Origin of the sequence: Polaribacter sp. PL03 (assembly GCF_033875165.1) — a bacterium.
In the GTDB taxonomy this organism is placed as follows: Bacteria; Bacteroidota; Bacteroidia; order Flavobacteriales; family Flavobacteriaceae; genus Polaribacter.
Map to the genome: position 1 here is coordinate 356,598 of NZ_JAWZSV010000003.1, position 14,355 is coordinate 370,952.

A 14,355-nucleotide genomic window follows, 5' to 3' on the forward strand; every position below is an offset into this window, starting at 1 on the left:
TTTCTTGGGTTGAATTCGTATTTGTAAAAATCAAATTCATTTTAAAGAAGATTATTCTCTTAACAAAAGATAATAATTTAAAATTCAATAAGATGAAAGCAACACAATATGAAGGTAATAAAACCTTTAGTGTTATAGACAAGGAAATCGCAGCTCCAGAACAAGGTGAAGTAAGAATTAAAGTAGCTTATGTTGGTGTTTGTGGTACAGATGTACATATCTATCATGGAATGATGGATAAACGTGTAAATACACCAGAAACTATTGGACATGAAATGTCTGGAGTTATAGATGCAGTGGGAGAAGGTGTAAGTGGTTTTTCAGTTGGAGAAAAAGTAGTTGTTCGTCCGTTAGATGACAGAAAAGTAAAAGCATCAGACAAAGGTTTTAATCACATCTGTGAGGAATTAAAATTTATTGGAATTGATAGCCCAGGAGCAATGCAACAATATTGGAATGTTCCTGCATTTACACTTCACAAGTTAAAAGATACTACCGATTTAAAATTAGCAGCATTAATAGAACCTTTATCGGTAGCTACTCATGATGTTCGCTTAAGCGGATTAGTAAAAGGAGAAACTGCAGTTGTTTTAGGTGGTGGTCCAATAGGATTATTAGTAGCTATGGTTGCCAAAGAAGTTGGAGCAAACGTAATTATTTCTGAAGTAAACCCAAAACGTATTGCCAAAGCAAAAGAATTAGGTTTTGATGCTGTAAGTCCAATAGATATTGATTTAGTGGAATATGTAAGAGAAAAAACTGACGGACGTTTAGCAGATGTTGTTTTTGAAGTTGCAGGAGTTCAACCCGCATTAGATGTAATGACTGAAGTTGCAGGTATTAGAGGAAGAATCTTGATGGTTGCAATTCATGGTGAGAAAAAACCGATTGATTTATTTAAATTTTTCTGGAAAGAATTAAAATTAATTGGAGCAAGAGTTTATGAAAAAGAAGATTATGAAAAATCGATCCAATTAATCACTGCAAATGAGTTGCCTTTCATCGATATGATTACTGATGTGCAGCCTTTAAGTAACATTCAACAAGTTTTTGAAAACATAGACAATAATCCTGACGGAATGAAAGTACTAATGGATTGTAGTTTATAACCTTAAGAAATAATAAAAACAAAAGAAAACATATAATGAAAGAATTATTTAATTTATCAGGTAAAGTCGCTCTTGTAACGGGAGGAACTCACGGAATTGGAATGGCTTGTGGGAAAGCTTTGGCTAAAGCAGGTGCTAAACTGTGTGTTAACGATATTGATGATGAAAAACTAGAATCTTGTAAAGCAGAATACGCTAAAGAAGGTATTGATGTTTTTACAATTAACTTCAATGTTTGTAGTGAAGAAGGTGTAGATAAAGGAATTAGTCAAATTGAAGCAGAAGTAGGTCCTATAGATATTCTTGTTAATAATGCAGGGATTATCAAGCGTATTCCAATTTTAGATATGCCAATTTCTGATTTTGAGCAAGTACTTAATGTAGATTTAGTTGCGCCATTAATTATGGCGAAGCGTGTTGCTCCAGGAATGATTGAGCGTAGAGAAGGTAAAATTATAAACATGTGTTCTATGATGAGCGTTTATGGTCGTCAAAATGTATCAGCATATGCAGCAGCAAAAGGTGGTTTAAAATTATTGACTGCTAATATGTGTTGTGAATGGGCAAAATATGGCGTTCAAATAAACGGAATTGGGCCTGGTTATATAGCAACTGCTCAAACTGAACCGATTCGTATTGACGGTCACCCATTTAACGATTTGGTAATGACACGTACACCTGCAAACAGATGGGGAGAACCAGAAGATGTAGGTAATGCTTCATTATTCTTAGCTTCTAAAGCAGCAGATTTTGTTAATGGACAAGTTTTATATGTTGATGGAGGAATCCTTGCAAACTTTGGTTATGTAAAAGGAGAGAATGAAATTTAATATTTAATAAAACGGGTTTTTATAAATGCTGTAAAAACCCGTTTATTTTTTATTCCATAAAACAATGTAATGAGTACAAAAATAGCAAAGATAGAAACCAAATTATTTAAAGTTCCTTTAGCAGAAGTACTTTCTGATGCTAAACATGGAGACCATTTTCATTTTGAATTAGTAACCGTTACAGTTACTTTAGAAGATGGTAGTGAAGGAACTGGTTATACATATACTGGAGGTAAAGGTGGTCGTGCTATAAAAGCAATGGTAGAATACGATTTTACAGAAGCGCTAATTGGTAAAGATGGTGATGATATTGAAAGTATTTACGATTTTTTAGAATGGCACATTCATTATGTAGGTCGTGGCGGAATTGCTTCTTTCGCAATTTCTGCAATAGATATTGCTTTGTGGGATATCCGTTGTAAAAAACTTAATCAACCTTTATGGAAAGTTGCAGGTGGAACAAATAATACTTGTAAAGCATATTGTGGTGGAATTGATTTAATGTTTCCATTAGAGAAATTACTAGGAAACATGAAAACTTATTTAGCAAATGGTTTTAATGCAGTAAAAATTAAAATTGGTAGAGAAAATTTACAAGAAGATTTAGATCGTATAAAAGCAGTAAGAGAATTTATTGGTCCAGATGTTACTTTTATGGTAGATGCTAATTATTCTATGAGTGTAGAAAAAGCAATTAAAGCAATTGAAGGTTTTAAAAAATATAATATTACTTGGTTTGAGGAGCCTACAATTCCTGATAACTACAAAGGATATGCAGAGATCGTTAATGCAACAGGTTTTCCTTTAGCAATGGGAGAAAACTTACATACTATTCATGAATTTGAATATGCTATAGAGCAATCTAAACTAGCATTTGTACAACCAGACGCATCCAATTGTGGAGGTGTTACAGGTTGGTTAGCTGCAGCAAAATTAGCAGACAAAAATAACATACCTGCTTGTTCTCATGGAATGCAAGAATTGCACGTAAGTTTAGTTTCTTCTCAGTCCAATGCAGGTTGGTTAGAAGTACATAGTTTTCCTATTGATGAATATACAATGAGACCTTTAGTGGTAGAGAATTATAGAGCTGTAGCACCTAATACACCAGGGGTTGGAGTAGAATTTAATTGGGACAAACTAGCTCCTTATAAGCAAAATTAATAGCATTAAATAAAATATATTAATGAGTACTACAGTATCAATATTTGGAACTTTTAAAGAGCAAGAGGTAAATCTATTTTGTTTAAAAAACGCTAATGGTGTTGAAGTTAAAATAACCAATTACGGAGCTACAATTACTTCTATAATTACCCCAGATAAGTCTGGTAAGCTAGAAGATATTGTTTGTGGTTTTAACAACTTTGAGAGTTATTTTTTAGAGGAATATAAAACAAACGCTCCATATTTTGGAAGTACTGTTGGAAGATATTGTGCACAAATTAAAGATTCTAAATTTAATCTAAACGGATTAACTTATCAATTGGCGACTAATTGTGGTAACAATAATTTACATGGAGGTGTTGAAGGTTTTGATAAAAAAATATGGGATGCTAAAATTGTAGACAATAATAATGAAGCAGGTGTTGAGATGTCTTTAGTTAGTGCAAATCTTGAAGAAGGATTTCCAGGTAATGTAATTATTAAAGTGGTTTTTACTTTAACAAATGCAAATGAACTTTGTATAGAATATAATGCAGTTCCTGATGAAGATACTCCCTTAGCAATAACGAATCATACATATTTTAATTTATCAGGTTTTAATAAATCAATAGAAAATCATGAGGCTACAATTTTGGCAAACAAAAAGTTAGCAATGGATGAAACAGGTTCAGCTCTAGATAAAATTGTACACCTAGATAATGAAGTTGATGATTTAAGAAGCCCTAAAAAAATTAAGGAAATACATAAAAAAATGAATGATGGGTTTGCTCATTATTACATTTTTAATAAGAGTGATTTTCAATTAAAAAAAGTAGCTAAATTTTTATGTGAAGAAAGTGGTAGATCGTTAGAAATATCAACAACAGAACCTGGTGTACTATTTTATACAGGAACGTATACTTCAGACAAATTAGAAAGAGAAAATGGTCAGAAATTTGGAAAATATAGCGGTTTTTGTTTTGAAACACAGAGATATCCAAATGGTCCAAATATTAAAAATTCACCAAAATCGATAACAAAAAAAGGAGAAGAATATAAAAGTGCAACTGTTTATAAGTTTAAATATTAAGAATAAAATTTAAATATGAGTATCGAAATAACAGACGAGCAGCAAGATTTCTTAGGAATTACTAATAAAGGTAAGTTAAGCGCAGCAAGTAAAAGAGCTTTAAAATGGCCAACAGATTTGGGTAAAGATTGGTTTTTTGATTATCAGATTGAAGATTTGAAAGGTGATTTAGCTTATGAAGAAGGAGTGGTAAGAAGAGATCCTAGCGCTATTATAAAGTTTGAAGGAAAATATTTTGTTTGGTACAGCAGAAGTATTGGGCCAACTCAAGGATTTGGAGGGAACATTGCTGAAGACAAAGTTTTTCCTTGGGATAGATGTGATATTTGGTACGCAACTTCTTATGATGGTATTACCTGGAAAGAAGAAGGTTTAGCTGTAGAAAGAGGTGAATCTGGAACTTATGATAATCGTTCTGTTTTTACACCAGAAGTTATGGAGCATGAAGGTATGTTTTATTTATCATATCAAACTATAACAGGAGATTATACAGTTCGTATAAAAAATGAAGTTGGTTTGGCTTGGTCAAATAAACCTTATGGTCCTTGGCAAAAAAGTGAGGAACCAATCTTAAAACCTGCTGATAATGGTGTTTGGAAAGGTGAAACTCAAAATAGATTTGCAGTAGAGAAAAAAGGAGATTTTGATAGTCATAAAGTACATGACCCTTGTATTATACCTTTTAAAGGTAAATTCTATTTGTATTACAAAGGAGAACAAATGGGTGAAGCTATCACATTTGGAGGAAGACAAATAAGACATGGAGTTGCTATTGCTGATAACCCAAAAGGACCTTATGTGAAATCGGAATACAATCCTATTTCAAATAGCGGACATGAAATTTGTGTTTGGAAATATAATGACGGAATTGCATCTTTAATTACTACAGATGGACCAGAAAAAAACACAGTTCAATGGTCTCCAGATGGCATTAATTTTGAAATTAAAAGTGTTATAAAAGGAGCTCCTCATGCAATAGGTTTAAACAGATCTGTAAATCAAGAAGTTCATCCTACTCATATTTTACGTTGGGGTTTAACACATAAATATATGAATGATGATTATCAATATATCCAAAGGTTTACAACTTGGGAAATGACACATCATACTGCAAAAGGAGAAAAAATAACATAGTAAAAAACGAATTAACTAAAACTAAAAATATGTCAACTAAAAAATTCTTTGTAATAAAAATTGCAGCTATTGTTGCTTTGGGTGGGTTTTTATTAGGTTTTGATGCTTCAGTAATTTCTGGAGTCGTAAAATTTATTGAACCAGAATTCAATCTAACAAAACTACAATTAGGTTGGGCAGTAAGTTCAATTACTTTAACAGCAGCAGTTGGAATGCTAATTGCTGGCCCAATGAGTGATAAACATGGACGAAGAAGAATTTTAAAATTTGCAGCCATATTATTTACAATTTCTGCTGTGGGTTCTGCCTTAGCAGGGAATTTCTTTTGGTTAATTATTTTTAGAATGATTGGTGGTTTTGCTGTTGGTGCAGCATTAATTATAGCACCAATGTATATTGCTGAAGTTGCGCCTCCAGAAAAAAGAGGTCAATTAGTTTCTTTCAATCAACTAAACATTGTATTGGGTATTTCTATCGCATTTTTTACAAACTATTTAATTCTTAAATGGGGTAACTCTGATGCAGAATGGACTAAAACGTTAGGTTTTGATAAATGGAATTGGAGATGGATGTTAGGTTTAGAAGCTGTTCCTGCAATTTTTTATTACTTAGGGTTAAATTTGGTACCAAAAAGTCCAAGGTGGTTAATGACTCAAAATGAGAAAGAAGAGGCTTTAACAATCATGAAAAAGGTGGTTTCTGACGAAGAAGCAGTTTTACAAATGAATGCAGTAGAACAAAATATCCATGAAGATAAGAATAAAGCAAAATCTAAGGTTAGTGATTTGTTTAAAAAATCAATGCGTAAAGTAATTATCATAGGAATAATTGTTGGAGTTTTTCAACAAATAGTTGGTATTAATGCTGTTTTGTTTTATGCCCCAATGATTTTTGAACAAACGGGTATTGGAACAAACGCTTCATTTATTCAGGCTGCTTTGGTAGGTGTAACCAACCTAGGTTTTACAATAGTAGCGATGCTAGTTATTGATAAATTTGGAAGAAAACCTTTGTTAATTATTGGAATGGCAGGGATCTCTATTTGTTTATTTTTATTAAGTTATGGATTTAATGATGCTACTTATACGCTTTCACAAGAAGCAATAGCAAATCTTCCAAAAGAAATTAATCATGACCAAATTGTGCAACTTCAAGATAAAGTATTTGAAAACGATCTTGACTTTAAAGCTGCAATAGTTTCAACTTTAGGTGAAGAAAGTGCAAGAATACATGAGTCTACCCTTGTTACAGCTTCTGCCAAAATGAATACGCTTTTAATTCTTATCGGAATTATAGGATTCGTTGGGGCATTTGCAATGTCTATAGGTCCAGTAATGTGGGTGCTATTTTCAGAGTTATTTCCAACTAAGATTAGAGGTATTGCTATTGCATTTGTTGGGTTTATAAATCTTGGTGTTGGCTTTTTAGTTCAATTGTTATTTCCTTGGGAATTAGCGTCGCTGGGTAATGCAGGTACATTTTTACTTTTCGGAATATTTGCAGTGATAGGTTTCGTCTTTATTTGGTTAAAAGTACCTGAAACTAAAGGAAAATCTTTGGAAGAATTAGAAGAAATGTTAGTTAAATAATTATGTATTTAGCTAAAGATTAATAAAATGAAAAATATATCAACTTTACTTATTTGTGTTATAATATTGCTTTCTTGTAAACAAGAAAAGCAACTATTTGTAGGCGTTAATCCAAATGCTTTAAAAGTAGATATAATTGTACCAGAACATGGTATGGCAGATCCTCATGCTTGGGTTAAAAATGATACCGTTTTTATAATTGCTGGTCATGATAAATCCTGGGATGCAAAAAGTGCTTTTCCAATGGATAGATGGGAAATTTGGTCATCCGCAGATTTAATAAATTGGAATTTCCATAAAAGTATTCTACCTACTCAAACTTATATTGGTGATCAACCAAATTGTTGGGCAGGTGATATTTGTGAACGAGATGGAAAATATTATTGGTTTTTTTCAAATCGAAATATAGATACTGGTGTTATGGTATCAGATAAAATAGATGGAGAATACAAAGATTTATTAGGAAAACCTTTATTACCAAAAGGAATTGTACCTGTCAATCCATATGACCCAGAAATATATATAGAAAACGATGTCTACACTATTTGTTTTGGAGTGAACACCTATTACATGGCCACATTATCTAAAAATATGAAGTCTTTAGAAAGTAAACCAACTTCTATTTCTGTTATTGATGCAACAGGAAAAGAAATTTCTACAGATGATAAACCAACGTTATTTAAAAGAGGAGATTGGTATTATTTAGTTTATGGGAACAAATATGCAATGGCTAAAAAATTATATGGTCCATACAATTTTAAAGGAGCTTTCTTAGCAGGGGGGCATACAAGTTTTTTTCAATGGAAAGACCAGCAATGGTATGTGTTACAAGAAAATCATGACATCAGTGCTTTTTATCGCGGAGCAAGTCTAAAACCTGTGTTCTTTAATGAAGATGGAACTGTAATTATCCCTAAGGATGATAGAATGTATCCCGGTCCTGGAAGAAACTGGAAGTTTGAAAACAGTACAATGGGTTGGAAATCATTACAAGGTACAACAGTAAATTTAATAGAAAAAGGAATACTTACTGGTAATTTATCAGGCAAAAAAGCAATTATAGAAAGTGCGCCTTGGTTATATACAGATACGAGAGTTTGTAATAAAATTTCTTATACAATCAAAAATAATAGTGCTGCAACCGAAATGAAAGTAGCTATCTATTCTAGAAATGAAGATGCCAGTTTTTGGACTTCAGGTACAAAATCAATTGATTGGGAAAAACAAGAATGGATTACAATCCCAATAAAGTCAAATAGTACAGAATATGTAACATACATTATTAACCTTTTAGATTTTAAAGAAGTTAATGCTAGGTTAATGCAAATGGCAGTGCAACCTGCTTGTAATGCAGATAGTGGCACATGGGAAATTAAAAATATTTCTGTATTTTAAAAAATAAAAGAACTGCTCTAATAAAAACGATAAAAAATGAAGAAATTAACTAAAATAAAAACTTCAATGGATATTCTTCAAAAGAATAAATGGCAACTGATTATAGTAATTGGGTTGATTATAAACTTTAACTTCATGAGTTGTAATTCTTCTAAAAGTAATATTTCACAAAATGATTCTACAAATGAAGATGGTATGGTTTTATTTGACTTTGAGAATGAAACTCAAACTCAATTAGTAAAACCTCAAGATGCAACTTTCGAAATTATTTCATCAGAAAAAAATAATTATTTACAAGTTAACAACGGAAATACATTAAGAGAAACGGGCGTAAAATTAATGAGCCCTAACGGAAAACCTTGGAATTTGTCCTCTTACTATCAAGTAAAAGCAGATGTTTCTAATGTGGGTGATGAAAAAATGCAAGTAGAACTTTTTGTTGGTAATGATCCTGATGGATTGTTAAGATGGTATTGTTCAGATTATATCGATTTAAAACCAGGAGAAAGTAAAACAATCACTGTTAATTTAGCTTGGACTCCTTGGATTTTTAAACCACAAATAAAGATTAATGGTTTACGTGGAGTTCCTGGACAGATTAAAGCAGATTTAACGAAAGTTACTGAGCTAACTTTCTGTTCTAGATACAATACAGAACCTAATAATTTTACAATTGATAATGTTAGAGCTGTTGGTAAATATGAAGAAAAAAGCCCTGATGGATTTTTACCTTTCATAGATAAATATGGACAATATAAACATCAAGATTGGAAAAATAAAATTCATTCTGATAAAGAAATTAAAGAATTTGCTAAGGCAGAATTAGCATATTTAAATAACAGTAAAGGACCAACTGAAAGATCCACTTTTGGTGGTTGGGCAAATGGACCAAAATTAAAAGGATCTGGTTTTTTTAGAACAGAAAAAGTAGATGGAAAATGGTGGATGGTAGACCCGGAAGGGTATTTGTTTTGGACAGCAGGTTTAAACTGTGTAGCTTCAAAGTCCGTTTTTACAGGTGTTTCTCACCGAGAAAATTATTTTGAATATTTACCAAAAAAAGACGATTCTTCTGCTCAGTTTTATCAAGAAGTAGATTATGCAACCCATGGTTTTTATAAAGATAAGAGACCATATAAAACGTTTAACTTTTATCAGAATAATTTATATAAAAAATATGGTGATGATTGGTTAAAAACATTTCAAGATGTTGCTCATAAAAGAATAAAAGATTGGGGGATGAATACCATAGGTTTCATGTCTGATATAGGAGTAACAAAACAAAAAAGAACAGCATATGTTGGTTCTATTTGGATAAAAGATACACCTAAAATAAAAGGTTCAGAAGGTTTTTGGGGAAAGTTTCATGATGTGTTTGATCCTAATTTTAGAATAGCTGTTAGAAATTCTGTAGAATCTCAAAAAGGAGGAGCTAATGATCCTTGGTGTTTAGGTTTTTTTGTTGATAACGAATTGTCTTGGGGGCAGTTAGGTTCTTTGGCTGTTGGTACTTTAAAAAGTCCAGAAAATCAACCTGCAAAGATAGAATTCATCAATGATTTAAAAAAGAAATACAAAATGGTTAATGCTTTAAACATCTCTTGGAAATCGTCTTATAAATCTTGGGAACATTTATTAACATCTACAGAAATACCTAATAGAGAATTCGCAAAAACAGATTTAGTTAATTTTTATAAGAGAATTGCAGAAACATATTTTAGAACTATTAATGAAGAGTTAAAATCGGTTGCTCCAAATCAAAACTATTTAGGTTGCCGATTTGCTTGGGCAAATAATGATGTTGTTTTAACAGCTGCGAGTCATTATTTAGATATTATGAGCTTTAATAAATACGAATATAGCATTGCAGATTTTTCGTTACCAAAAGGAGTTGATAAACCAGTTATGATTGGTGAGTTTCAGTTTGGTGCTTTAGATAGAGGAAGTCTACATGTAGGAATTAAAGCTGCAAAAGACCAAACAGAAAGAGGAGAAATGTTTAAAAGTTATATACAAGGAGCATTAAGAAACCCAAATATCGTTGGTGCTCATTGGTTTCAATATATAGATGAACCAAATACTGGACGTTTTGATGGAGAAAACTATAATGTAGGTTTTGTTGATATTACAGACAATCCTCATGAAGATTTTATAGAAAAAGTAAAAGAAACTACCTATTCTATGTATGAATATAGAAAGAATAACAATTTAGAAAACAAGAATTCTAATCAATCATTATCAAAAAAATAAAAACCATGAGATTAAAAAAACGATATATAAAAACAAATTTAATTATTTTATTGATAACTACGATAGTTATAGTTGCTTGCGGAAGTAGCTCAACAGAGCCCGAAGAACCACAAGAAATAAACGATACACCATCAGCAGTTGATGACACTTTAAGTGTTGATGAAAATAGTAGCTCTGGGACTTCAAATCAAGTAAATGTAGCTTCAAATGATCATTTAGGAAATGATGGTGGAGGTACTGATAATTATAGTATAAAAACTGATCCAACTAATGGTACTATAACTGAAGTAAGTGATGGTGTTTTTGAATATATCCCTAATGCTGATTATTTTGGAGATGACAGTTTTGCATATAATATAACAGATGTTGATGGTGATGTAGATTCTGCATCGGTTGCAATAACTGTAACAAAATTTGCACCAAGTGCTAGTGCTTTTAGTAATATTGATCCAAGTCTTCCTTCATTTGTTTCTATTGAAGATACAACTCCAACAGATAAAAAATGGGTAAAGTTTGAATCGATGTCTGATGAATTTGATTCTTGGGATAGCAGTAAATGGTTTAAATCTACTTGGAATTATCCTGCTCCCGTTTACATGTCTCAGTCTATACAAAACTCAGGAGTTACAGACGGTAAATTGTGGTTAAAAGCAACTTTAAATGAAAGTAACCCTGATGGGAGATGGTTTCAAACAGCAAGAATTCATTCTATAGCTGAAACACAATATCCTATGTACACAGAAGCTAGAATAAAATCTTCTCACATTTCTGCCTACAATACATATTGGTTAAATAATGGTGATATTAATAACAGAGATGAAATTGATATTATCGAGAACAACTCAAAACCTTCTTGCAATGGTTGTCAACCTGAATTTCCAACAAGAATGAATTCGCAATATTTTCATGCTGATGCAAGTAAATCTCCAGTGGAAATTAGAGATGAAGACAATTTTATAAACACCAATTTATCAAATAATAATCCTTTAAAAGGAGTAAAATGGAATGAAGCATATCAAACTTTCGGAGTTTGGTGGAAAGATGCTAAACACATTCAATTTTACTTAAATGGAGAACCTGCTGGAAGTGTTGTAGTAGGTGAAGATAGAGGGGGACAAACATATGCAGGTCGTGAATTTACGCGTGATTTAGAAATAATATTTGATTTATGGACGAATGAAGGAAACTATCTAGGTGGTCTTCCTCCTAAATCAGATTTAGGTGATGATACAATTAATACCATGAGAATTGATTGGGTAAGAACATGGAAATTAGAAGATAAATAAGAATATAAAAATAGAGATAAATGAAGAATATTAGTCAAGAAGAAAGAGACTACTTAGCTGAACAAGGCAAAGAGTCTAACGAAAAAGTTGTTTTTGATTTAAGTGGAAACAAATGGCAATTTGAAGGTATAAGGCCAGACGAAGGTGTTAAAGTTGGTTTTCATGAGTTAAACTTTGATATTACAGGAGATTCATTTAATTGGTCTTTTGCGAAAGTTCCTGGAGATGTGTATACAGATTTATGGAGAGCAGGTAGAATAGAGGATCCGCATTTTGGAAGAAATAGTGTAAAAGCAAAATGGGTTCCAGAAAATGAATGGTGGTACAAACGTCAGTTCGATGTACCTAAAACCATGTTTGACAAACACATTCAATTGGTTTTTGATGGTGTAGATTTTGGATGCGATGTTTGGTTGAATGGAAAATTTTTAGGTTCTCATGAAGGAATGTTTTCAAAATTTAAGTTTGATGTATCAGAAGATATTCGTTTCGAAAACTTGCGTTTCGGAACCAATGTTTTAATGGTTCGTTTACATCCAGCACCAAGAAGATATAGTCAAGTTGCAGGACGTAAACCTGCGTGGCATGGAGATTATTGGGTAAGTTTACCTCCAACAGGAATTTGGAAACCAGTTTATTTAGAAGCAACAGGTAAGGTTACTATTGAAGATACGTATGTAAAACCGGTTATATTAACTGAAGATTCTGCTCGTTTAGATGTAGAAATTGAGTTAAAAAATCATGAAGATGCTGAAAGAGAAGTAGCTATTAACATTGAAGTTGAAGGTGAAAATTTTGAATCTAAAACGTATCAAGTTCAGCAAAAAGTTAAAGTTTCTAAAGGAACTAATAACTATGAAATCAGTTTAGATATTGATGATGCAAAACTTTGGTGGCCTTGGGATTTAGGAGATCAAAACTTATATAATGCTAAAGTTACTGTTATTGAAGGTGAAGATACTTTATTAGATACAACAGATACTTCTTTTGGAATTCGTGAAGTAAAAATGGTACACAATCCTGGGTTTACTTTAGAACAGGTAGAAAATCCTTGGACAGTTATGATTAATGACAGACGTCATTTTATGCGTTCAGGAACTTGGGGAGGACCACCAGATATTTTTATGGGCCGTGCACATCCAAGTAAATATGTAGAGTTAATTCGTTTAGCAAAAGAGTGTAACTTTAATAACTTAAGAATATTTGGATGGCATCCAGAAGAAATTCCTTTATTCTACAAATTATGTAATGAAGCAGGTATTACAGTTTGGCAAGATGTTTTACCATTAGCAAGTTTGTCTTTACCAAAAGATGAAGAATTTAAACAAGCTGTTTTTGCAGAAGCTATTTCATCTGTAAAAGCTCAACGTAATCATCCTTGTTTAGTGTTATTAGAAGGTTCAGAAGAATTGTTTATGACAGCTTCAGACCCAGAACACAATTTAGAATTTGTAAATGCACTTGGTGAGGCTATTAAACCTTATACACCTTTACATTTTATACCTTCTTCACCTTTAAGTGATGAGGTTGGTTTAAATTTAGGTTTTAAACCAAACGAAAGTTTCCACGCGAATGATTTATTTTATGGTGAAGGAGAGTTTGTGATGGAAGAGTATTTCCCTAGTCTAGATTTTGCAGTAATTCCTGAATTAGCAATTTCTTCTTGTCCGAATGTTGAAAGTATTAAGAAGTTTATTCCTGCAGATGAGGTTTGGCCTCCAGGACCAAGTTGGGGACACCATTGGACAGATTTTGATGCACTAAGAACTTTAAATTTTGAAGTTTTAGGAGATCAAAGTAGAGATGGTTTAGAAAAATTTGTTGAAGCTACTCAAATTTCACAAGGGGTTATTTTTCAATATGCATTAGAGCATTTTAGAACGAGAAAACCTAAAACAAGTGCTGTTTGTATTTGTCACTATATCACTTTTGCTCCAGATATGAAATGGGGTATTGTAGATTATTATCAAGAGAAAAAATTATCTTTTGATTATGTGAGAAAAGCATATCAACCTGTTTTAGTCACAATGAAGCATTTTGATAGACGTTGGTTGCCAGGAGAAGAATTTAAAGGAGCAATATGGGTAGTAAATGATTATTATAAATCATTTAAAGACTGTAAAGTTACTATCAAATACTTGGATAATAATAAATCTGTATTCAAAGTAGAAACGTTTGATATTTCTGAAATTGGAGGAGATAGTTCAGGGAAATTTGTTGATGTTTCTTGTAAAGTTCCAGGAGTAATAGGAGATAAATTCTATACAGAAATTTCTCTTGTTGATGCAGATGGAAATTCTATTTCTGAAAATGACTATATGTTATTAGTAGCAGATAAAGAAAAAGATAGAAAAGAATTAAGAGCTATTGGTTTAGAAGCTTTTGAAACGAAGGAAAAATTTGGTTGGGCAAGTTATTTCAGATATTACCCTAGTTTAGGTGGTGAAGATGGAGTTCCAGAAGCGGATCAAAAAATGCCAATTGCAAGAGGTTTTGAGTAAAAAGTAAAGCTTATTTTATAATTTTAAA

10 protein-coding genes are annotated in these 14,355 nt (G+C 32.0%); all 10 read left to right on the top strand.

Annotation, left to right across the window (positions count from 1 at the left end; genetic code table 11):
- Positions 1-92 precede the first annotated feature (92 nt).
- The 10 genes from SHK09_RS07600 (at position 93) to SHK09_RS07645 (ending at position 14,327) form a co-directional block, all read left to right on the top strand.
- Positions 93-1,109 (top strand): zinc-dependent alcohol dehydrogenase, encoded by a 1,017-nt coding sequence (locus SHK09_RS07600; protein ID WP_208889877.1) that lies wholly within the window; start codon positions 93-95, stop codon positions 1,107-1,109.
- A gap of 35 nt (positions 1,110-1,144) precedes the next feature.
- Positions 1,145-1,939 (top strand): gluconate 5-dehydrogenase, encoded by a 795-nt coding sequence (locus SHK09_RS07605; protein ID WP_166382878.1) that lies wholly within the window; start codon positions 1,145-1,147, stop codon positions 1,937-1,939.
- Positions 1,940-2,008: 69 nt separating this feature from the next.
- A complete protein-coding gene (locus tag SHK09_RS07610; RefSeq protein ID WP_249560541.1) occupies positions 2,009-3,103 on the top strand; it encodes a mandelate racemase/muconate lactonizing enzyme family protein in 1,095 nt (364 codons plus the stop codon).
- A 22-nt stretch (positions 3,104-3,125) separates the two neighbouring features.
- Positions 3,126-4,172, top strand: coding sequence for an aldose epimerase family protein (locus SHK09_RS07615; RefSeq protein ID WP_319810183.1), 1,047 nt, complete (start codon positions 3,126-3,128; stop codon positions 4,170-4,172).
- Between the two features lie 15 nt (positions 4,173-4,187).
- Positions 4,188-5,306: a glycoside hydrolase family 117 protein gene (locus SHK09_RS07620; RefSeq protein WP_208889874.1), complete on the top strand. Its 1,119-nt coding sequence runs from the start codon at positions 4,188-4,190 to the stop codon at positions 5,304-5,306.
- Positions 5,261-6,895, top strand: a complete 1,635-nt coding sequence (locus tag SHK09_RS07625) for a sugar porter family MFS transporter (protein WP_319810184.1) — start codon at positions 5,261-5,263, stop codon at positions 6,893-6,895. The genes SHK09_RS07620 and SHK09_RS07625 overlap by 46 nt, the downstream gene beginning before the upstream one ends.
- Positions 6,896-6,922: 27 nt before the next feature.
- A complete protein-coding gene (locus tag SHK09_RS07630; RefSeq protein ID WP_319810185.1) occupies positions 6,923-8,290 on the top strand; it encodes a family 43 glycosylhydrolase in 1,368 nt (455 codons plus the stop codon).
- Between the two features lie 36 nt (positions 8,291-8,326).
- Positions 8,327-10,540 carry a beta-agarase gene (locus SHK09_RS07635; protein WP_319810186.1) on the top strand — a complete coding sequence of 738 codons (2,214 nt, stop codon included), beginning with the start codon at positions 8,327-8,329 and terminating at the stop codon, positions 10,538-10,540.
- Positions 10,541-10,545: 5 nt separating this feature from the next.
- A complete protein-coding gene (locus SHK09_RS07640) occupies positions 10,546-11,826 on the top strand; it encodes an Ig-like domain-containing protein (protein ID WP_166382890.1) in 1,281 nt (426 codons plus the stop codon).
- Between the two features lie 20 nt (positions 11,827-11,846).
- Positions 11,847-14,327 (top strand): glycoside hydrolase family 2 protein, encoded by a 2,481-nt coding sequence (locus tag SHK09_RS07645; RefSeq protein WP_319810187.1) that lies wholly within the window; start codon positions 11,847-11,849, stop codon positions 14,325-14,327.
- Positions 14,328-14,355: the final 28 nt, after the last annotated feature.

Bases quoted from the DNA above. Each gene is read 5' to 3' on its own strand.
- SHK09_RS07600 (WP_208889877.1), top strand. From the start codon at position 93: ATGAAAGCAACACAATATGAAGGTAATAAAACCTTTAGTGTTATAGAC.
- SHK09_RS07605 (WP_166382878.1), top strand. From the start codon at position 1,145: ATGAAAGAATTATTTAATTTATCAGGTAAAGTCGCTCTTGTAACGGGA.
- SHK09_RS07610 (WP_249560541.1), top strand. From the start codon at position 2,009: ATGAGTACAAAAATAGCAAAGATAGAAACCAAATTATTTAAAGTTCCT.
- SHK09_RS07615 (WP_319810183.1), top strand. From the start codon at position 3,126: ATGAGTACTACAGTATCAATATTTGGAACTTTTAAAGAGCAAGAGGTA.
- SHK09_RS07620 (WP_208889874.1), top strand. From the start codon at position 4,188: ATGAGTATCGAAATAACAGACGAGCAGCAAGATTTCTTAGGAATTACT.
- SHK09_RS07630 (WP_319810185.1), top strand. From the start codon at position 6,923: ATGAAAAATATATCAACTTTACTTATTTGTGTTATAATATTGCTTTCT.
- SHK09_RS07635 (WP_319810186.1), top strand. From the start codon at position 8,327: ATGAAGAAATTAACTAAAATAAAAACTTCAATGGATATTCTTCAAAAG.
- SHK09_RS07640 (WP_166382890.1), top strand. From the start codon at position 10,546: ATGAGATTAAAAAAACGATATATAAAAACAAATTTAATTATTTTATTG.
- SHK09_RS07645 (WP_319810187.1), top strand. From the start codon at position 11,847: ATGAAGAATATTAGTCAAGAAGAAAGAGACTACTTAGCTGAACAAGGC.